We start from the raw sequence: 20956 nt of genomic DNA on the forward strand, positions 1-20956 counted from the left end.
AACAGCTGAAAGCCGGGTATCGGCCTGCAGCATTAAAAATATAACATATGAAATCAATTTTATCAGCACTCAGCCTGTTGTGCATTATACTGATGTCTGGATGCCAAAAAAAGGAATTTGCGAGTCCGGATCAGGGTAGGGTAATTAGCCTTAAACTTAGTGGAGTTTCTACAGCGCTCTTAGAATTTATTTACAAAGACAGTGTAGTGGCAACTACCCAAAATTCGTCAGAATTTGTGATCAATACCTTGTTAGCCGTGGGTGATGGGGCTGCAAAACTCGAAATCAGGAAAAAGGGTTCTATTGATATTTTGCAAAGTCAAACCATTTTGGCAAGTCCATACAACCAAAATGTGAGTATCTATTATGATGGGGATAAATTATACGATGGACTGGTTAAACTGGGTATAAAAGGCTATGCCCTTTCTGGTGAACTGGAATTTTTATCGCAAGGTAAAGTTATCCTTTCCGGTACTGGTGTTATTGATAACAGCAACAACCCGGCACCAATTTTAATCAATAAAGGAGAAGGACAGGAGGTCCAGGTGCGTAAAAAGGGGGAAACCGCGATATTATTTACGAAAACAATTGAAGCAAGTCCTTCAAAGCAGTCCCTGAATTTCTTTTTTGACGGGACCAGCATTGTTGGGAACGTCCAGCTTGATCCACCTGTAGATCCGAAAAATATGATGATCAAAGCGAAATTTCAAACGACCTTTCCCAATCAATTTAAAGGAGTTGATGTAGATCTTGTATTCTACACGAGGCTTACATCTGCCGCAAATACAATTATTGGAACAAAAATGATCCCTGAATTATTGCTTAAATTGCCAAAAGACGGTTCTTTTAATACCCTGGAATTGCCTCCTTTGCCGGGATCAAATTATATTTACAGCTTTGATATTGTAGAAAGCGGAACTTATAATTTGCCTTATACTTCAGGCTCTCCTTTGGTTGTTGCTGGATTTACCCTGAAACAAAATGAGGGGAGATATGGGATCCTTAATTTTGAAGCTGGAAAATCAAAACTGTTATTGTTGAAGGACAGCAGAGCATTGGTTGCTGCTACAAAAAGCATATATCCTTCTGGTGCGTTTACTGACTTGTCTCAATATTTTCAATAGTTGGTTAAGGTGTTATCGGTTGCATATCAGAAGAATACCATTTCGGTTTTTAGCCTTGTGGTGTAAATGCTATTGGCGTGATCAGTAGCACCCAGATGAGACTATCACGTAAAAGCCGTTTTTCATTTAGAAAAACGGCTTTCTTTTATGATCAGCTATTTTTTGTAATTGCATGCTTACATCTCCTTCAAGACCGGTAATGGAAAGAGGTTAAACGATGGTGTTTATTGCCATGTAAGCTAGGTGTTGTAATTCATTGTATTGTCTTAAAATCCAGCTTTTTGTGCTCAAAAACTTTGTTTTGGATTCTCAGGTTTTTCGGTTTGATCTGTCGTGTTTAGTGTTCATTTAAACTGAACAGAATGACAAATATAGCTAGCCGTTACATTGATCCGCTTACAGACTATGGGTTTAAACACATTTTTGGCAACGAGCCGGACAAAGACATCATGATTGATTTTTTAAATGCCCTATTTGAAGGCGAAAAAATAGTTGTGGACATCACTTACAGCCCTACCGAACATGCCGGTGAAGATGCGAAAGAGAAAAAAGTGCTCTTTGATTTGACTTGTACAGGAGCTGATGGAGAAACCTTTATCATAGAAATGCAACGTACAGATCAGGAGTTTTTTAAGGACAGATGTGTGTTTTACATGTCCAGACTCATCAGCGCCCAATTGCCCAGAGGTACTTCCAATTGGGACGTGCCGCTTAAAGAAGTTTACCTGATTGGTATTATGGAGTTCCAGTTTAACAATATTAACAGCAATTACCTGCACAACATTGCCCTGATCAACAGGGATACCGGAAAGCTTTTTTACAAAGGAATGGGGTATAAGTTCCTGGAATTGCCTAATTTTGATAAGAGGGAAAGCGAACTGATCACAGATCTGGATAAATGGTTCTATCTTTTAAAGAACCTGAGCCGTTTGGATAAAATTCCTGATTTTCTGGACAAAAGAGTATTCCAAAAAATATTTAAGATTGCGGAAATGAGTAAAATGACCAAAGAAGAACGTGAACTGTACCACTCAGATGTGAAAGCAAAATCTGACTGGAATGCCGGTATTCGTTACGCAGAGAAAAAAGCGAGACTGGAAGAGAAATTAGACATCGCTATAAATCTCAAAAAAAAAGGTGTATCAGTTGAATTGATTGCTGAAACTACTGGTCTTTCCCTCGAAGAAGTGGAACAGCTATAAATCGTACGATTAAGGCAATGTACAAAAAACCTTGTAAATCAAGTTTGGGGTTAAGGTATCAGACCTTAACCCTTTGTTCAAAAAGTAACAATAAACAGTGATTTCAGAAATAAAGAAGTTCTTTCTGATTTTCTGGAAAAAAGGTATTCCAAAGAATATTGAAAATTGGAAATCGGGTAATAATGATCCAAAAAAGAAGCTTTTACAAATGGGTGCTTCTTAATAGCTAATCTCAAGCTTATAGCCTTTTCCGCGTATCACAACAATGTTGATATTCGGATCAAGTTCCAGTTTTTTTCTAAGTTTTGAGATGAACATATCTAAACTGCGCCCTACAACAACACCTTCATCTTCCCAGATCTCTTTTTGTAACCGGCTTCTCTCTACCGTCTCGTTAGGAGATAACGCGAAAATACGTAGTACGCGGGTTTCAGTTCCGGTCAAGTCTATTGTTTTTCCGTTTATGATGAGTTTACGATTCTTTACGTCGAACCACGCTGTGCCTAAAGTTAACATGTCAGTGTATTGATCGTCAGGTAAGGCTCTTCTCGGCTTCACCGATCTCAGAAATATAAAACCTACAAATGCTAAAAAAGGGAGACCACCGAGAATATAACCTTTCGTTGTTGCGTTTATAGCTGTCGGCTTGAATTTAATGTTAATCCGGTAACATGCTTTGGGCTGCGCTCTTCCTATGCATGCTACAATATCATCTTTTTTATTTTGGGATATAGCGTATCCATAGACTACACTGGCGTTGTTACAGCTCAGCACATTAACCACATAACTGTGTGCAAGCGGGTCATTAGCCAACAAACGCCGGGTGGTGTTCACCAGGGAGTCCGGTTGGAAAGTCAAATCATTCTCAAATCTGATCTGGTATTCATTTTCGGCGATCTTCTCTACCGGAAGCACCCTTGACTTACTGTCGCCAGACTGTAAGAGCAGTTCATGTCCGATCCTGCGGAGCAGAACTTCTCTTCTCGAGATCTCAAAATCGTCATTATCCTCCATACTGAAAGCCAGGCAGATTACAGAGATAAACAAGAGTATTGTCGATCCGAACAGGTATTTGTGTTTCCCGGAGAGGAGATTTCGGCTAAAATGCATAGTGTCAGGTTTTTATTTACAAAGTTTACATTTTTATTTACAATCCTGATTCTTCAGCCGGAAAGATATCAAAGTAATTTCGCTGAATCAATTTTAATAGGATATGAAAAATAAAACAAACTTTTTTTACAGCCTGCTGATCATATTGGCAGGAGTAGTTTATTTTCCCGTAGAGGCTCAGCAAAAAAATGGCGCTCAAGATGTCGTGAAAACCAAAGACGTAACCACTTCTTACGGACCCAACAGCATCGTTCGTACCATCAAGCAAGATAGAAAGGGCAACATTTGGATTGCTTCGTGGGAGGGTGTTTTTAAATATGATGGAAAATCTTTTACCAACATTACCCGTAAAGTGAGTTCGGCCCGCTTTTTTTCTGTTTTAGAAGATAGAAAAGGAAATTTTTGGTTCGCTTCTGTTGGCTCAGGTGTTTATTATTACAATGGAAAATCCTTTCGAAATTTTACAACCAGGGATGGGCTCGCGAATGATCGGGTTACTCATATTTATGAAGATAAAACCGGCAATATTTGGTTCGGCACTGAAGGTGGAGCAAGCCGTTACGATGGGAAATCCTTTCGGAATTTTAAAATGAAAGAAGGGCCAGCCCATACTGATGCTGATTCTATCCATGTATCATCTTACCAACAACCGATTCCGGAAGGTCATTGGATGCATAATGATGTTAATGCTATCATTGAAGACAAAACAGGAAAGCTTTGGTTTGGTACAAGGGGCTATGCCAGTGTTTATGATGGAAAGACATTTACCACTATAACCAATAAAGACGGCAAACCTTTTACGAATGTTCGTTCGATAATCAAAGATAAGAAAGGCAATATTTGGCTGGGGGGCGCTAATGGACTTTGGCGCTATGACGGTAGTACTTTTATCAATTTTACCCGGAAGTTTGTTGGTTATATCTACGAAGACAGAAAGGGCAATATTTGGACTAGTTCAGAAAGCCCTAATGATCTAAATAAGGCGTTTTCCGGTTCTAGTGGTACTAATACTGCAGCTTGGGCACTTTCCCGCTATGATGAAAAGTCCTTGTCTAATAAAAAAACAACAGTAACTGAAATCACAAATAGACCAATGATCTTCGGGATTTTAGAAGATGATAAAAGAAATATTTGGTTTGGCGCTTTAGATGGAGCGTATCGTTATGATGGAAATACTGTTACCAGCTTTAATGGTAAAGAGGGACAGAAATAATGTGTATAGCAAGCAGCTAGGTCCACAAACCCTCCTTACATGGACGTAAAGAGGGTTTGTTTTATGATTTGAGCCTACTTAGGCACCCATTATTGTAGAGCAATGAATAAGACGGGTTATTCATTACGCTATATTACAAAATTGGTATAAAATAATCCACAATACACTTTTTCTCAGGATGTATTCTGTAGTCATTATGATATATCTCAAAAGGATTTCTATCCGCTTTTTTATATCCGTTTTCGGCCATCCAAAGAAAAAGGCTATTCCAGGATTTTTCAAACTCACTTACGCCGATTACAAAACTTCCAACAATAAATTTCCCTTTTTCAATGGAGGTTTTTCCAATATTTCCCGACACCTTTACGGGTTCTGTTAGCGTAATGCAAGCACTTATTCTAACTTTTTCGGGAGTTGTGGTTTTAAAACTATCGTGATAAATAGTGACCATTTTTGTGTCCGGATGTTTGAACAATCCCAATGGGGTTGCCCATTTAACTAATGTATCAAAAGCTGTCGTAACTTCATGTTCTCCAATACTTGTCACATAAGCCAATTCTAAATTAGCCATTTCCTTGATTTCAATTTTTGCATTCATTTTTATCCAGTTATTTAGATTATTAATGCTGCAAATGTATTCCTCAAAGACGACCTGCTCTTGTCCATTCTTGCTTTCAATTTTACTGATCTTGCTAAATCTGCTGCTCTTTTGTCTGCGAAATTCAGATGGACTTATGCTGTAATATTTTTTAAAAGCTCTTGTAAGGGACGAATTACTGTTAAAACCGAATAGAAGTGAAAGTTCGGTAATACTTACTTCCGGCTTATGTGTTAAAACAGAGGCTACTTTTTCGATTCTCTTTCTATTGATATAAGAATTTAAGGTCTCGTTCGTAATGGCCTTGAAGATCCTGTGAAAATGAAACGGGGAAAAACAGGCAACTTTTGAAATTGTTTCCAGAGACAAATTTGTATCAAGATTATCATCCATAAATTGCAGCGCTTTATTAACGCTGCTGATGTAGGTTATCTGCACTTCTTTATCAAAACTTGCCATTCTATTCTAAAGGAATAAGTAATATTCAAATATACACGACTTATTGTTTCAAAAATAATCTGTTGATACGATCTTTTGTCAAACAAACGTGATGGCAAGCTGACCCATATTTCAGCTGTGAAGCTTAACATAGCATAGGTTCCTGCCCCAATTGTTTTCATACACTAACAGCATCTCTTTGTTCATGATAAGTTAACGAAATGCTAACCTGGCTGATGCTAACTTCGCAGCGTGAATCAATTGACACCTAGCGATCAGGATTTAGTTACTGCGATGAAAAATGGCGATCAGAAAGCTTTCGAGGCGCTTTACGAACAATATTGGCCGGAAGTTTACACCATGATCTATCGGCGTATTAATGATAGAGAGGTCACTAAAGACATCTTACAGGATATATTCATTAACCTTTGGAATTATCGGCACAGGATTATAGCCGAAAGGTCATTGGCTCCCTGGTTGAACAGTGCCGCAAAAAAACAGAGTATTTCCTGGTACAGAAAACAAGTCAGCACCAAGCAGAGAGAAACGCTTTACCAGGAAAACGAAACTTTAATTGTACCGGCTCCGACTGAACTGGAGACGAAAGAACTACAGGAACTGCTGGACCTGGAAATTGAGAAGATGCCAGACAATATGAAACTGTCATTTCGATTGAGCCGTTTCGAAAATAAATCTGTCAGGGAAATAGCGGAAGAACTTTCTTTGTCCGAACAAACCGTCAGGAACAACGTTTCTATGGCTTTGGAACGGCTGAGATTGCGAACAAAGCGGTTCTATTCAGAACCCGCAAACCTTGCCGGGATATTGGTTATTCTGTTAACAAAAATTTAACTTATTTATAGCTATTTCTTAAAGTACATTTTGACTTCCGCTGCGAAGAGTTCTATGTATGGCAAAGAAAAATATATTCAGCGAAAGACGCAGCATCGATCAGCAGGCTGAAGCCTGGTTTTACCGCACAGATGATCGTGTGCCTTTTGAAGCTTTTTCCAATCAGCAGGAAAAAACAAAGACCGGTGAAGAAATGCTTGACGCAATCCGTCGAAAGATAAGAACCCGGAAACATCACAGGCTTTGGCTTAATGTTGCTGCGGCCGCGGTGATATTGATTACTTCAGGAACTTTCGGGTATCGGGCTTACCTGACATCAGCGCCTTCAATTGCCAGGCAGGTCTGGGTCAGCTATGCAGCGAATAAAGGAGAGTTTAAGGAGATCCGATTACCGGATCAATCTACGATCCATTTGAGACCCGGTGCAAAGATTGCCATTGCCCAGCCTTTTATACAACAAAACCGGGAGGTAAAGTTAGTAGCAGGAGAGATCTACTGTGAAGTTAGTCATGATCCTGAGCATCCCTTTCTGGTACATAGTTCTCAAATTACGACCCAGGTGCTGGGAACTAAATTTATCATCAACAATGATCCTCTGGCAGCAGATATCCGGGTAACCTTACTCAGTGGAAAAGTTGCCGTACGCAATGAAACAGTACAACTGGGTATTTTATTGCCTAAACAACAACTCTCTTTTAACAGGGTAAGCGAAACGGTAAAACTGGACAGCACAACCTATCTGGTCGAAAACTGGCTGAATGGGGAATACATTCTTGACGATGTTCCACTGAAATCTTTTGCACAAACCTTTGGCAATGCCTTTTCTATGGAAGTCAGATTTCAGCAAAAAGCACTCGAAAACTTACCTGTTTCAATACAGTTTTATCGGACTGATCACCCCAAAAACATTCTCGATCAGCTGAAACTGATACATGGACTTAATTATCAAATAAAAGGCAAGGAGGTAATATTGATGAGATAGTCTACTAGAAAAAAAACGGTATCTATTGGATAGATACCGAATATTTTGGCACTTGCGCTACTGACAGAAAATTGCAGCTTCCTCGTCATTAAGACAGCAAACGCCAGGTTTAACTTGTAAACACAATAAAAGTATTAAAAAATAATGTCTATAATCAAAATAGGTGTGAAAATATCACTGATCCTATATTTCATCTCCATTAATATCATGACTTCGCTGTTTGCCAGCGAAGCATTTCCTCAGGCGCTGGAAACAAAAGTTGACATCCGGTTTAAAGAAGGACAACCGTTGTCTGTCGCCCTGGAGCAACTAAGAGCTAAAACAAAAGTAAGGCTTGCATATGATCCTTCAGTGGCCAAAACCGTATCGGTCAAAGCTGCAAACTACCATGAAGAAAAGCTGAAAAACATCCTTCTTCAGCTATTGAAGCACAGTAACCTGACATTTATAGAACAGGGAGGGGCGGTAGTGTTGTATACGAAAGCGAATCATCCTGTCAAAACTCCTGTTCAGCAATCTGGCCGGATCGCCGGAAAGGTCATCGACGACCGCGGAGAACCGCTCCCCGGAGCTAGTATCAAGCTCATTCAAACAGGACAGGTTACCCAAAGTCGTGTAGACGGAAGTTATACCCTCAATATTGCCGCTGGAAATTATACACTTGAACTGAGCTATATTTCTTTTCAGACCAAACGCATTACGGATATAGAAGTAAAGGCCGGACAGGTCACCAACCTTAATGTTGTACTGAATCCTTCAACCAACAGTTTAAATCAGGTAGTGGTTACCGGAACCTTTAAAAAAGAAAGTGTGAATGCCCTGTATGCCCGTCAGAAAAATGAGGCGAACATTTCCAATGGCATCAGCAGGGAACAGATTTCTGCACTGCCGGATAAGAACATCGGTGAGACCTTGAAGCGCATTTCCGGGGTAAGTACCAACGACAACCGACGCGTGGTGATCAGGGGTATTGCCGAACGTTATAATCTGGCGATGATGGATGGAGCCACGCTGCCCAGCACAGATGTACAGGTACGGGACTTCGAGTTCGATATCATTCCGAGCAACCTCATAGATAATGTGGTGGTTTCCAAAACAGCTACGCCGGATATGAGCTTTGGTTTTGGTGGAGGATTGGTTCAGATCAATACGATAGCGATACCTGACCGGGATTTCATGTCCTTCAGCTTGGGAAGCAAGTACAACAATGGGAGCACGGGCAAAGATTTTTTGGGATATCAGCGTGGAAAAAATGATTACCTGGGCTTTGATGACGGGGGGAGGGATCATTTTCCGAAGGATCTTTTAATTTTTACACAAACAAATTATCTCCCTACAGACCCAGCCAATACCAATCCGCCTCCAGGAGTTCAGTTGGTTACGCAAGATATGATTGCTGCACAAAACAAAAAGATTGGTGGTTTACAAAGGTTGGGGACTCGTGTCTATCAGGCTGCCCCCGGACAGAACTATCAGTTTACCCTGGGCAGGAGTTACGGGTTAAAGGAAAGTCGTTTAGGGTTTGTGGGTTCGCTGAGCTACCGCAATGAACAGGCTATTGACGACATTAGCCATTTTGAGCGTGGTCGTTTCAGCAAACTCAGCAACAATGTGTATGATCCGGTTACCAATAAGGAATTACAGGAGACCAGGGCCAATCAATATAATTTTACCACTAGTTTGGCGGCATTAGTTAATCTGGGCTGGAACAGTAAGCAGCACAAGATTACCTTGCGTAATTTCTATTCCAGGGTATTCAACAACCAGTTCTTTCGTGTTTCTGGTTGGGGCGAGGACATCGGCTATGGCGAAGATCCCGCCATCAACGAATATGACCGCCCGAAATTTGTCGACCTGCTCCAGAACCGCATCAGTGCTGAGCATACTTTTGGCAGGTTAAAGTTCGATTGGGGCCTGGCACGCAATCGCGTAAACAACCATGAGCAGGATGCTGTAGACGCAAACCTTCGACCTATAAAAACGCTGAATAGCACTGCCTACGTTTATCAGCCTAGTAACATTACTGAAAACCCGGGTCCATTAAGCCGTTCTTCTTATAAATACGTAGAGACCAATTGGGCAGCCGATGCTGCGCTGAGCTATAAGTTCAATATTGGGAAGTCGGTACAGGTGTTCAAGGCCGGTTATCAGTTTCTGAATAAGAAAGGTGATTTTGCCTGGAGCGTTTTACCCATTGGTTCGGCAAAGGGATTTTACGGTGGATATACCCCGGTACAAACCTGGAACATTGATTTTAATGATCCCCTGCATGACATCTACTATCACCCCTCTGATTTCAACAATAACAATTATACGGGCAGGAACAGCAACCAGGCCTGGTATGGAATGATGGATAGCCGTTTTAACAGCTGGATTCGTTTGGTATGGGGGATCAGGGGAGAGTATTATAAATATGAAAGGATAAAGGATTCCGCTGCAGATAAGGTGGCGCTATCGGAAATACAGAATCTGGAAAAGAACCGTTATGTAGACCCGGAAACCGGCAATCTGGTGCACAAAACCCTCGATGCCAGTGCTGATGAAAAGAAATGGCTGTATATGCCTTCTGCAAACCTGACCATTACGCCGGTTACAGACTTCAACATACGCGCTTCCTACGCCAGGTCTGCTGTTAGGCCTGCACTGATTGAGAATTCAAGTTTCGCACGTTTCAACCATCTTCATGGCAAGATACAGCGCAATACCGGGGTAGTCTCTACCATTATTTCCCACTACGACTTACGCTTGGAATGGTATCCATCAGCGGGCGAGGTACTCTCTGCCGGTTATTTCAAAAAACATTTCAAAAACCCTGTTGAGATGTACGTAGACGTAACTACAACCAGTGGGGCAGTTGATTTGCTCACTGCTAATTCTGACTATGCCAATGTTAACGGATGGGAATTCGATTTTCGCAAAAACCTGGGTTTCATCAACAAAGACTGGGGTTTTTTAAGCGATATCCATTTCAGCGGAAACCTTACGCTTCAAAATTCCGAAGTACAAGCAAGTGCCTTTCGCTATTCCACTATGGGAGCAGGAAAGGATAATGACGGTAAATCCTATGCTTACCGAACCAAAACCTATTTGAGAGAAAAGCGGGCGCTATATGGTCAGGTGCCGGTATTATATAATATTGGGTTACACTATACGGGAGGCCGTTTAAGTGCGAATGTGGCCTTCAATCACTCGGGGTACAAGACATTTACCGTAGGAATGGAACCCCAGTATTCTGAACTCGAACGGCCACGTAATCAGTTAGATGCCCAGTTGGGATATAAGTTCCTGAAAAGCAAAAAGATGGAAGCCAAACTAAATATGAGCAACCTGCTCAACAACCCTTACCGTTTCTTCATTAATTCCAGTGACACCTATAAATTTAAACCGGGAGCAGAGATCATGACGATGAGGGAATGGTCGGATGTCTATGAATGGAAATATGGATTTTCAGATAAGTATCAAAAAGGCTACACTGAGCCAAATGCAGAGGGAAAAATTAGACGGTTTGGCGATAAAGACACTTTCATCCGTAAGATCGGTACCTCGTTCAGCCTGAGTCTTTCTTATAATTTTTAATATGGATTTAATTTTTAGCATCATGAAATTGAATAAACTATACCTTACCTGTCTGAGTATTATGCTGCTGACATTGACTGCCTGTAACAAGAAAGATCAGGATTTTCTCTATAAAGATGAGCTGGTTAGCATCAGTCTGAACGGCTACAATGCAAGCAATGAAGAACTGATTGTGAAGTTGGACACGATTAACTTTCCTGCTTCATTGAGGCCTAATTCCAGTTTTAACAGTACAAATGCTTATACCTTGGTACCCACTGAAAATCAGATTAAACTTACTGTTAAGGAGAAGGCTTCCGGAAAACTGATACTGGAAAAGGAGCTGAAAAAAGAGGACCGTGCCATAAAACTGAACTTTATATACATAGATGGCAAGATCGGTCCTATGCCGGAAAAGCCCGCTGTTGAAGAGGGCAAGATCAAGCTGATTTATATGTTCCAGCCGACAATCACCAATTATACGGAGCCTGTTGACTTTGTGGTCGGTAAATATTACTCGACTCCAAAGGTATTCGAGGAGCTTTCGAGGGCAAAAAATGTGAAACCTTATGAGTTCTGCCCGGCGATTACCTTACCCACATTTTCTACCGCCAGACAAGAGTATAATGGGGTAATGACTGCGGTCTCGTTTGTGGTCCGCATCTATAAAGCGGGAACAGACATCCCTTATACTGACGGAACGGAATACACCTGGAATGCGTTGTCGTCTACCGCACCAAAGCCCGTGGCGTCCACTCCATCTTCCAAACTTTACATTTTCTCTGAAGGTCCTGTAGGAAATATCATGAGATTTTTTACCCGATTAGATCAATAGATAACAACAATGAAACAGATGATGATCCATATGAAAAAACTAATGCTTCTTGCTATAGTAACGGCAGGACTTGCTTCCTGCAACAAAGAGGAGATTAAGACAAAAGCGGTTAACATACAAATCAGAGGCTATAACATCGGAAACAGTGAACTGGAAGTTTCTATGGATGCAGTGGTCTACGATAAATTTAAGACCGCGCCTGACAAGATATTGAATTTTGGTAAGGTGTATACTTATCCGGCTAGCCAGGAGCAGGCCTTATTGAAAATTAAAGATGTGATTTCCGGAAAAGAGGTGTATCAAAATCAATTGAGCCTGAATACTCCTGACCTGGAGCGTTTTTTTCCATTCGTGTTTATCAACGGCAGTCCCCTGGAGATTAAAGCTCCGGCAGCAGATCCTTCAACGAACAAGATGGCTTTTTATATTTACTATCCTCAAAGTAACGACGCGATCGATATTTTTATGAAGAATAAGGCAGGACAGACGGTCTATATCGCCAAAAACGTAAAACCTGCTACCTGGGCTTATGCAGATTACGACACTACTGAAGGTTTTAAAGACGGGGGTGAGGATTATAACTGGTACTTTGTCAAAACAGGCACTACAGATCAATGGGCCTTTAATGATAGCGAGGGGATGAGCCGGTCTGGGACCAGTTTGCTGTATATCCCCAAAAAAGGGGAGAAAGGAAGGGTGCGAACCTATTTTGTGACGCCGGCTTCCAACCAGCTGGACGCAATTAGCCTGTTTAAAATTTAAATTAACATGCGTTTTGAATTGAGCCCTGGATATTTATCCAGGGCTCTTTAATTTAAAAAACAACCTGATATAAGTGATGAAGACTCATCTTTTTCTCTTATAATTGTGGTAATTTCTATTGTTTTAATGATAAACTTTAAATTCATGTAAAATGTTAAGTCTTTGGAGAGGTTAGCGCTGTTTAATCTGCCAGATGTAAAATAAAAGGAAATTTAAGATCATTATAATGACCTTAAGAAGTTGATTGTTATCCATTTAGATTGAATAACACTTGCCCGGAATGCTATGTAATTAACCAGATAACTATTGATCAAATTGAAAAAAACAGAATTAAAAGAGCGACTATCCCAATACAGTATAGATATTCTCCATCCCGAAAACTTTCATGATAAACTCGCCCCTGCGGTAATGGGGTATGCTGATCTTTTGTTTGAGGAATTCGATGTTAATGCTTCGGCTGGAAGAGACCACATTCAAACGATTAATGGCAATGCAATAGGCACTTTTTGGGCCGCAAAATGTATCAGAGAGATTTTTAGAACTCAGCGCTTTTCAAGGGCGCTTTATTCATCTGTGTTAGGAGCGATAGGCCAAAATAAAAGACCAATCCATGTGCTGTATGCCGGAACCGGTCCGTTCGCCGCACTCGCATTACCGGTGATGATGATGCTCAAGCCTGAAGAGGTACAATTTACATTTCTGGAGATTAACCCTGAAAGTATTGAGGTATTAGAAAAGGTGATTGATTTATTCGATTTGCGTGCTTATGTTAAAAATATTCATCAGTGTGATGCTTCGTTATGGGATGTACCCTCGTCCGGGATTGATATTGTAATCAGTGAAACGATGTCCCGTGCGCTGATTGCAGAACCTCAGGTGGCGATCATGCTTAACCTTGCAAGCCAATTGCCTAAAGATGTTGTCTTTTTGCCCGAAGAAATTAAAGTCTCACTTTGCAAGCTAAGCAGAGGTTCCAGGGAACCGGAAAGAATTACTGAATTAATCAATTTTAATAAAGCATCGATGTATTCCATTATTGAGCATTCCTCAATGAGAAACTGGAACTTCAATGATCAGGATATTCAAACCAACCTATCTGAAGGCGACCAGCTTTACTTTATGACAGAGATCAGGATTAATGAGGGCAATATTTTAAATTTAGATGACAGCTCACTAAATATATTGGAGAAACTAAAGGTCAATAAAAAACAAGGAATGATCGATTTGAATGTTAAATACGCACTGGATAAAAGGCCTGGTTTTAGGGTAATAGAAAAATAAAGATAGTCATCAATCTAAGCCTTCTTTCTCCTTTTAGGTCTGAAGAATAGCTTTCTAACTACCCATCGAATACCGCTAACAATAATATCCTCAAAAATAAAAGAGAAAAAATCATACATAAACTACCGACTTAAAAAGTACCTCAATAGCAAAGAAACAGATCATATAACCACTACGAATATAACCCATAACGATCTTCGGAAAGAAATTTACCTTTTCCATAGGTATGCGCTTGTGTCAAGATTTTCATCCATAAATTGCAGCGCCTTATTAACACTGCTGATGTAGGTTATCTGCACTTCTTTATCTAAGCTTGTCATTCTAAAGGAATAAGTAATATTCAAATATATATGACTTATTGCTTTGAAAATAGTCCGTTGGTGTTATGTTTTATCTAGCCATTGTTGCTTGTTTCATTCCGCGTAATTCAGAGATGCAGCAGCCCTACCGAACATGCTGGTGAAGATGCGAAAGAGAAAAAAGTGCTCTTTGATTTGACTTGTACAGGAGCTGATGGAGAAACCTTCATCATAGAAATGCAGCGTACAGATCAGGAGTTTTTTAAGGACAGATGTGTGTTTTACATGTCCAGGCTCATCAGTGCTCAATTGCCCAGAGGTACTTCCAATTGGGATGTGCCGCTTAAAGAAGTTTATCTGATTGGTATTATGGAGTTTCAGTTTAATAACATCAACAACAATTACCTACACAATATTGCCCTGATCAACAGGGATACCGGAAAGATTTTTTACAAAGGAATGGGTTATAAGTTCCTGGAATTGCCTAATTTTGATAAAAGGGAAAGCGAACTGATCACAGATCTTGATAAATGGTTCTATCTTTTAAAGAACCTGAGCCGTTTGGATAAAATTCCTGATTTTCTGGACAAAAGGGTATTCCAAAAAATATTTAGAATTGCGGAAATGAGTAAAATGACCAAAGAAGAACGTGAATTGTACCACTCAGATGTGAAAGCAAAATCTGATTGGAATGCCGGTATTCGTTACGCAGAGAAAAAAGCAGCTGAACAAGCGAGATTGGAAGAGAAGTTAGAAATCGCTATAAATCTCAAAAAAAAAGGCATGTCAGCTGAATTGATTGCTGAAACCACCGGTCTTTCCATCGAAGAAGTAGAACGGCTATAATTCATCTGATTAACCTTGCTTGAAAAATTGCCTGCTCTGAAAGCGCATCATTTTACCCGGTGTTTTTTATTTTCAGATAGAAAATGGAGTGCGCTGAGGGCTGGAGTTGCTAACAAATTCACCCTTTTCTGAAACGATCTGATTTCCCCAGTTTGTAATTGTTTCCAATACAGGTATAAATGTTTTTCCAAAATCCGTTAGACTGTAAACAACTTTAACAGGAGGTTTTTTGCCATATACTTTCCTGAGTACCAAGCCGTCCTTTTCTAATTGTTTCAACTGTAAACTCAATGTCATTTCAGTAATATTTGGTACTTCTTTCCGAAGCTCACTATACCGTTTTTCAGCATCTTTTAAATGATACAGAATTACAGCTTTCCATTTGCCACCTATCAAATCCATCGCCAGACTTATTGTACAGGGATAAACTCTGTCCTTTAGTTTTACGTAATCACCAATACATTCTATTTTCATCCTGCATTTATTTTAACCTATCTGTTTGGATAGTTATTGTAAATGTAACCTGCTAAAAATAACTTTGCAACTATAATTTTTATAGTATAAAGGGTCAATAAATCATAGAAGAATGGCATCGAATTTAACCGCAAATGAAGCAATGAATCAGGAAGATAAACCGCTGATCACCGTAGTCGGTATTTTGGGCAAGCAGGGACGTAGTGCTGCACGTACGTTGTTACAAAGCGGACGTTATCGTGTACGTGGAATTACCCGGCGTATTGATTCACCAGAGGCGCTTAGTTTGATCAAACAAGGAGCTGAACTGGTGAGTTTACCGCTTGGTCTGGGATATAAAAAAGGTTTCGTGGAAGCATTCCGGGACTCGGACGGTGTTTTCATGATGACGCCAAGCATTGTCCCTCCGCAAACTCATGAGCTCGAATTAGGTATACAGTTGGCAGACGCAGCGGTTGAAGCAGGGGTCCGGCATATCATCTTTAGCAGTTTGGAAAATGTAGATAAAATTACAGAAGGGAAAAAGTTTGCGCCTCATTTTACAGACAAGGCGATGATTGAAGCACATATTCGCAGACTTCCAATCACAAGCTCGTTTATCTACATGGCATTTTTTTACACCAATTTTATGGAATTTTATACTCCTGTTATAGAGGGCGATACGCTTGTATTTCCGATTTATTTACCAAAGGATTTTTCTGCGCCATTTGTTGATCCCCTTACTGCTACGGGGCCAGCTGTTTTGGAGATTTTTTCGAACCCAGGTCAATATGCCGGTAAGTCCTTACCAGTAATTGGTGATGTTATTTCACCTCAGGAAATGGTAGACACTTTTGTTCGGGTCACAGGTAAGAAAGCCAGGTATAGTTCCGCTTTTACACGGGAGGATATGCTTCGCCATTTTCCGGAAATTGGCGCAAATGAGCTTTTGGTGAATGAGATTTTAGGGATGGCAGAGTATGCAGTTGAATATGGCTATTTCGGCAAAGATCGTGATTTGTTATGGAGCCGTCGACTGAACCAGGATAACCTTAGCTGGGAAGAATTTCTGCGCACTACTGGTTGGCAAGGCGAAAAACGTTCTTATTAATCACTGCTCTTTTTGCACTTGATTAAAAAGAAGGGGAAATTCTCCTCAATTTCTGTGATTTCAAATAGTCCGGCCTGGTCAAACTCTGCATGGATTGAGCTGCGGTCATAGAAAAACATGTTGACGCCCTCAAATATTTCATAACGATCTTCGGAAAGAAATTTACCTTTTCCATAGGTATGGGCTTCTTTTGAAATCATGGTAAAAACCATATATCCGTTTTCTGATAGCTGGTTATAGCAATCTCGAATTAGTTTTGTTCTTTCACCGCTGTCCAGTAGATGGATTAAAGCGTAGCAAAATATTCCATCGTAGCGGGATTGATCAAAAGGCATATCAGTCACCGAGCCGTGATACATTGCCATATTATGACCAAAATGCTTTTCTGCCATTTTAATGGCAGTTTTTGAGATTTCAATACCGGTTACTTTGATTCCATTGTCTTTAAAAATGGCGGCATTTCGTCCGTAACCAATTCCTGGTATAAGGATATTTTTTACTGATTTTTCGACAAAAAAGTCTTTTGTCAATACTGCAGAATTAGACGGCTCAAAGCCCCACATTTCCTGCTTTTCTATAAAGTTGGATTCCCAAAACTCAGTTTTGTCGCTATCATTTGTCATACTTTATATCTCCTTATTTTATTCCTTATTTAGTGAATCACCATGCCGCTATCTTTATCCGCCTGCACCTGAACTTTGATATTTCTTCTGCCTATCAACAAGATTAATAATGCTACGATCGTTGCTCCTGTCATGATGGTTACCATTGGAACTGCCGATTTAAGATCAAACATACTTACACCAAAGGAAGCCAATGCACCTAGTCCCATCTGTACAGCACCCATCAATGCAGAGGCACTTCCGGCATTTCTGCTGAAAGGGGCTAGGGATAAAGCCGAAGTATTCGGATTCGTAAAGCCCAGGCAGCACAGGAACAAAAAGAGCAAAATAATGGTTTCTACCAAACCAAACCAATGGTTAATACTGCCAAACAGGAAGAACAATACGATGACCAGCTGTGAACTTAATGCAGCCAGGATCAGTTGTTCACTTTTATATTTTCTGAGCATCAGGGTGTTGACCTGACTTGAGCCGATTAATCCTACAGATAACAAGGCGAAGATCCAGCCATATCCTTCTTCAGAAACCTTAAAAATATCGATGAACACCAAAGGAGAACCCGAGATATAGGCAAAGAGTCCGGAAAAGGCAAATGCTCCGGTGAAGGCATAGGTGTAAAACTGAGGTTCTTTAACTACAGAAAGGAAATTCTTAATAATTGGGATGGGCTTTAAAGACAGGCTCGTATCGGGCTGATAACTGTCAGGAAGCCAAAGCCAACTGGCGATGAGGTTCAACAGACCCAGGGCCATCAGGATAATAAACACAGTATGCCATCCCAGGGCTACCGTCACGTATCCGCCAATTGTAGGTGCCACCATAGGGGAGACACTAACCACAAGCATGAGTAAAGCAAAGACCTTTGCATTTTCTTTGACCGGAAATAAATCCCTCACCATCGCAATAGAGGCTACCGCTGCGGCACAACTTCCTATCGCCTGCATAAAACGAAGGGCGATCAGGGCATCAAGACTGGTGGCAAATACACATCCTGCGGAAGCAAGGATATACACACTTAAGCCGACATACAATGGTTTTTTCCGCCCGAAGCGGTCCAGCAACGGTCCGTACAGCAGTTGTCCGGCCGAGATTCCGATAAAAAAGCTGGAAAGGGATAAAGATACCCGCAGAACCGTTGTATTTAAGTCTTTCGCAATTGCCGGAAATCCGGGCAGGTACATGTCTATAGAAAAAGGACCAAGGGCCGTTAGCGACCCTAGTAGAAGAATCAGGAGGAAGTATTTCTGTTTTGTCATTTGAGCAGGCAAATATAGGGATTGTACTTTCCGTAAGCGCGGATTCTGGTTTCAAAGTAAAAAGATAACATCAAATCGACATTCTTCTAATTATATAACTTTTACGCAGGATTATATAAGTTGGGCAGGAGCAAAAGGTATTATTTTTGTAGTTTGAATTGTTATTTTTAATTGAAGAGAACCTGGGAATATGACGTTATATGTTAAAAATATGGTTTGCGATCGTTGTGTAATGATCGTTCGCCAGCAGTTGGAACACCTCCATTTTGAAGTGAAAGACATTACGCTGGGAAAGGTAGACGTTTCTCCTGAACCTGATGCACACCAGCTCCAGGACATCGCTTCTGCTTTTCAAATTCTTGGTTTTGAACTGATCGATAAAGAAAAAGATCAGCTGGTGGAGCAGATTAAAAATAAGGTGATTGAACTGGTTCATTATTCTGACCTTAATGAGATCAACGAAAGCCTGATGCATTTGATTGCCGATCGCCTGGACAAGGACTATGCTTATCTAAGCCGTTTGTTTTCCGATGTAGAAGGGATTACCATTGAGAAATATATCATTCAACAGAAAATTGAAAAAGTAAAAGAGCTCCTGGAATACGGAGAACTGAACCTGAACGAGATTTCGTATAAGATGGGATACAGCAGTAGTGCCCATTTATCAGCTCAATTTAAAACCCTTACCGGACTTACACCCAGTAAGTATAAAAAATCCGGCTCAACCCGCAGAAATCCACTGGATAAAGTCAAATAAAGGGCGCTGAAATGCCGGAATGCCAACCTGTGTTTATTCTCAGCTTGGTAAATTTAATTTCGGACTACAGCCTAAAATTTGTAACATTATAGTCCTAAATAAATCAGACTGGAAAATATCCCCTTGAAGATGCCTTTTTATAAACACTATTCCTTTGATCTTTGGTTAACTTTAATCAAGTCAGATCCAGCCTTTAAAATTGAAAGAACGAAATACTTTCATGCGAATTTTAATGCCACAAAAAAAACAATAGAAGAAGTTGCTTTGGTTTTCAGGCAGGTAGACCTGATGGTGAATGCCATCAACGAAAAAACCGGAAAGAATATCGACGCGGATGAGATGTACCTGATGGTGATCAGCATCATTAATGGTTACTCTACTGCTTTCCAGGACATCGATGTCGAGGGATTATATTTAGAGATGGAAGCATTATTATTAAAACATATGCCCCTGTTATATTGTTCAGAATGTATTGACGTGTTAAGTCAGTTAAGGGAATCTGGTTTAAGTACGGTAAGTATTTTAAGCAATACCGGATTTATTAAGGGAAAAACATTAAGAAAAGTATTAAAGCATTTAGAATTGGATAGCCTGTTAGATTTTCAGTTGTATTCGGATGAATTCCGTCTGTCCAAACCGAACCGCGAATTTTTTCAGCTGATGCTGGATACAATTGATCAGAAAAAACACCCACAAATAGAACTGAAACAAATCATCCATATTGGAGATAACCCAATTGCGGATGTCAGAGGGGCTGAAGCCATTGGCATCAACAGCTTACTCATCAATTCAAACCATCTGTCCATTTCACACTTACTTTCATGATACCATACACCTATTCTTTACATAAAATCCACAATACGGATCATTTTGGGTTTGAGGCCGATGATTACAGCCGGTTTAAGTTCGGTGATGAACAGGTGGCCAGGTCATTTGGTAAAGACCTTGCGGATGGATTTATCCGGTATTACCTGACCGAAAATTTTATTACGGGACAGATTGTGGTCATTTCCAGCCCTTATTGTTTTATTCCAACGGCAACTTTTGCGATGAAAAATTATTTCGTTTCGCAGTTGAACAGATGGTTGGTAGAGCACGGCGGACTGGCTGTTCAGGAAGCAAAAGTCCACCGGACGATCACGTATAAAGAAGATTATGGAGGCCTCAGCGCAGAAGAGCGGATGAACCTTATTGGAAATGACTCCTTTCATATTGATAAGGACTTTCTGGAAGGTAAAACACTGCTTTTTCTGGACGATATAAAAATTACCGGCAGTCATGAGCGCATGATCCTGAAAATGGTCAAGGAATACGGCCTGAAGAACGATATTCACATGCTTTACTATGCTGAACTGATCAACAAAGACATTCATCCCAACATAGAAAATCATTTGAACTACCATCAGGTGAAATCTATTTTTGACCTGGAAGAAATTATTCAGGGAGGAAATTTTTGTATAAATACGCGGATTGTTAAATATATCCTAAATTGCGATTTTAATAGTTTCTCTATCTTTTTGGAGCGCCAGAGCACAGATTTTATCAATAATCTGTACGACCTGTCTTTGGGCAACAGCTACCATACGATAGAATCCTATTCGGAAAATTTGAATTACTTAAAGAACTACATACATAATAACAATTATAAATTGATTTAAT

19 protein-coding genes are annotated in these 20956 nt (G+C 40.3%); 14 read left to right on the plus strand and 5 right to left on the minus strand.

Features of this window, described 5'->3' with window-relative positions; translation table 11 throughout:
• Positions 1 to 47: 47 nt before the first annotated feature.
• Positions 48 to 1124: a hypothetical protein gene (locus tag BLQ87_RS02720; protein ID WP_143010311.1), complete on the plus strand. Its 1077-nt coding sequence runs from the start codon at positions 48 to 50 to the stop codon at positions 1122 to 1124.
• Positions 1125 to 1486: 362 nt separating this feature from the next.
• A complete protein-coding gene (locus BLQ87_RS02725) occupies positions 1487 to 2326 on the plus strand; it encodes an Rpn family recombination-promoting nuclease/putative transposase (protein ID WP_074604584.1) in 840 nt (279 codons plus the stop codon).
• 219 nt (positions 2327 to 2545) lie between these two features.
• Here BLQ87_RS02725 and BLQ87_RS02730 read toward each other — a convergent pair whose 3' ends face one another.
• Positions 2546 to 3436, minus strand: coding sequence for a winged helix-turn-helix domain-containing protein (locus BLQ87_RS02730; RefSeq protein WP_074604585.1), 891 nt, complete (start codon positions 3434 to 3436; stop codon positions 2546 to 2548).
• 103 nt (positions 3437 to 3539) lie between these two features.
• Between BLQ87_RS02730 and BLQ87_RS02735 the strand changes: the two genes are divergently transcribed.
• Positions 3540 to 4649, plus strand: coding sequence for a ligand-binding sensor domain-containing protein (locus BLQ87_RS02735; protein ID WP_074604586.1), 1110 nt, complete (start codon positions 3540 to 3542; stop codon positions 4647 to 4649).
• A gap of 133 nt (positions 4650 to 4782) precedes the next feature.
• Here BLQ87_RS02735 and BLQ87_RS02740 read toward each other — a convergent pair whose 3' ends face one another.
• Entirely contained in the window at positions 4783 to 5706 is a 924-nt protein-coding gene (locus BLQ87_RS02740; RefSeq protein ID WP_074604587.1) for an AraC family transcriptional regulator, read from the minus strand.
• Between the two features lie 231 nt (positions 5707 to 5937).
• On the opposite strand from BLQ87_RS02740, the gene BLQ87_RS02745 reads away from it, so the two are divergent.
• The 7 genes from BLQ87_RS02745 to BLQ87_RS02775 all read left to right on the plus strand — a co-directional run bounded on the left by BLQ87_RS02745 (position 5938) and on the right by BLQ87_RS02775 (position 15097).
• A complete protein-coding gene (locus tag BLQ87_RS02745; RefSeq protein ID WP_074604588.1) occupies positions 5938 to 6537 on the plus strand; it encodes an RNA polymerase sigma factor in 600 nt (199 codons plus the stop codon).
• A 58-nt stretch (positions 6538 to 6595) separates the two neighbouring features.
• The gene (locus BLQ87_RS02750) at positions 6596 to 7519 is read left to right on the plus strand and encodes a FecR family protein (protein WP_074604589.1); all 924 of its coding nucleotides are present in this window, start codon (positions 6596 to 6598) and stop codon (positions 7517 to 7519) included.
• Between the two features lie 144 nt (positions 7520 to 7663).
• Positions 7664 to 11095, plus strand: coding sequence for a carboxypeptidase-like regulatory domain-containing protein (locus BLQ87_RS02755; protein WP_074604590.1), 3432 nt, complete (start codon positions 7664 to 7666; stop codon positions 11093 to 11095).
• Between the two features lie 22 nt (positions 11096 to 11117).
• A complete protein-coding gene (locus tag BLQ87_RS02760; protein ID WP_074604921.1) occupies positions 11118 to 11909 on the plus strand; it encodes a hypothetical protein in 792 nt (263 codons plus the stop codon).
• Between the two features lie 30 nt (positions 11910 to 11939).
• The gene (locus tag BLQ87_RS02765) at positions 11940 to 12671 is read left to right on the plus strand and encodes a hypothetical protein (RefSeq protein WP_143010312.1); all 732 of its coding nucleotides are present in this window, start codon (positions 11940 to 11942) and stop codon (positions 12669 to 12671) included.
• 315 nt (positions 12672 to 12986) lie between these two features.
• On the plus strand, positions 12987 to 13952 hold the full coding sequence (locus BLQ87_RS02770) for an SAM-dependent methyltransferase (protein ID WP_143010313.1): 966 nt from the start codon (positions 12987 to 12989) through the stop codon (positions 13950 to 13952).
• A 404-nt stretch (positions 13953 to 14356) separates the two neighbouring features.
• A complete protein-coding gene (locus tag BLQ87_RS02775) occupies positions 14357 to 15097 on the plus strand; it encodes an Rpn family recombination-promoting nuclease/putative transposase (protein WP_245723783.1) in 741 nt (246 codons plus the stop codon).
• Positions 15098 to 15169: 72 nt separating this feature from the next.
• On the opposite strand, the gene BLQ87_RS02780 is transcribed toward BLQ87_RS02775, so the two are convergent.
• The gene (locus BLQ87_RS02780; RefSeq protein ID WP_074604593.1) at positions 15170 to 15571 is read right to left on the minus strand and encodes a winged helix-turn-helix transcriptional regulator; all 402 of its coding nucleotides are present in this window, start codon (positions 15569 to 15571) and stop codon (positions 15170 to 15172) included.
• Between the two features lie 112 nt (positions 15572 to 15683).
• On the opposite strand from BLQ87_RS02780, the gene BLQ87_RS02785 reads away from it, so the two are divergent.
• Positions 15684 to 16661, plus strand: coding sequence for an NmrA/HSCARG family protein (locus tag BLQ87_RS02785; protein ID WP_216857759.1), 978 nt, complete (start codon positions 15684 to 15686; stop codon positions 16659 to 16661).
• Here the strand turns inward: BLQ87_RS02785 and BLQ87_RS02790 are convergent.
• Positions 16658 to 17284, minus strand: a complete 627-nt coding sequence (locus tag BLQ87_RS02790; RefSeq protein WP_074604594.1) for a class I SAM-dependent methyltransferase — start codon at positions 17282 to 17284, stop codon at positions 16658 to 16660. The genes BLQ87_RS02785 and BLQ87_RS02790 overlap by 4 nt on opposite strands.
• A 29-nt stretch (positions 17285 to 17313) precedes the next feature.
• On the minus strand, positions 17314 to 18540 hold the full coding sequence (locus BLQ87_RS02795; RefSeq protein WP_074604595.1) for a multidrug effflux MFS transporter: 1227 nt from the start codon (positions 18538 to 18540) through the stop codon (positions 17314 to 17316).
• A 190-nt stretch (positions 18541 to 18730) separates the two neighbouring features.
• Between BLQ87_RS02795 and BLQ87_RS02800 the strand changes: the two genes are divergently transcribed.
• From BLQ87_RS02800 to BLQ87_RS02810, 3 genes are all read left to right on the plus strand, one after another.
• Positions 18731 to 19297 (plus strand): helix-turn-helix domain-containing protein, encoded by a 567-nt coding sequence (locus tag BLQ87_RS02800; protein ID WP_074604596.1) that lies wholly within the window; start codon positions 18731 to 18733, stop codon positions 19295 to 19297.
• A gap of 129 nt (positions 19298 to 19426) precedes the next feature.
• Positions 19427 to 20122: an HAD family hydrolase gene (locus BLQ87_RS02805; RefSeq protein ID WP_074604597.1), complete on the plus strand. Its 696-nt coding sequence runs from the start codon at positions 19427 to 19429 to the stop codon at positions 20120 to 20122.
• Positions 20119 to 20955: a phosphoribosyltransferase family protein gene (locus BLQ87_RS02810; RefSeq protein ID WP_074604598.1), complete on the plus strand. Its 837-nt coding sequence runs from the start codon at positions 20119 to 20121 to the stop codon at positions 20953 to 20955. The genes BLQ87_RS02805 and BLQ87_RS02810 overlap by 4 nt, the downstream gene beginning before the upstream one ends.
• Position 20956 lies beyond the last annotated feature (1 nt).

Origin of the sequence: Pedobacter steynii (assembly GCF_900103665.1) — a bacterium.
Classification (GTDB): domain Bacteria; phylum Bacteroidota; class Bacteroidia; order Sphingobacteriales; family Sphingobacteriaceae; genus Pedobacter; species Pedobacter steynii.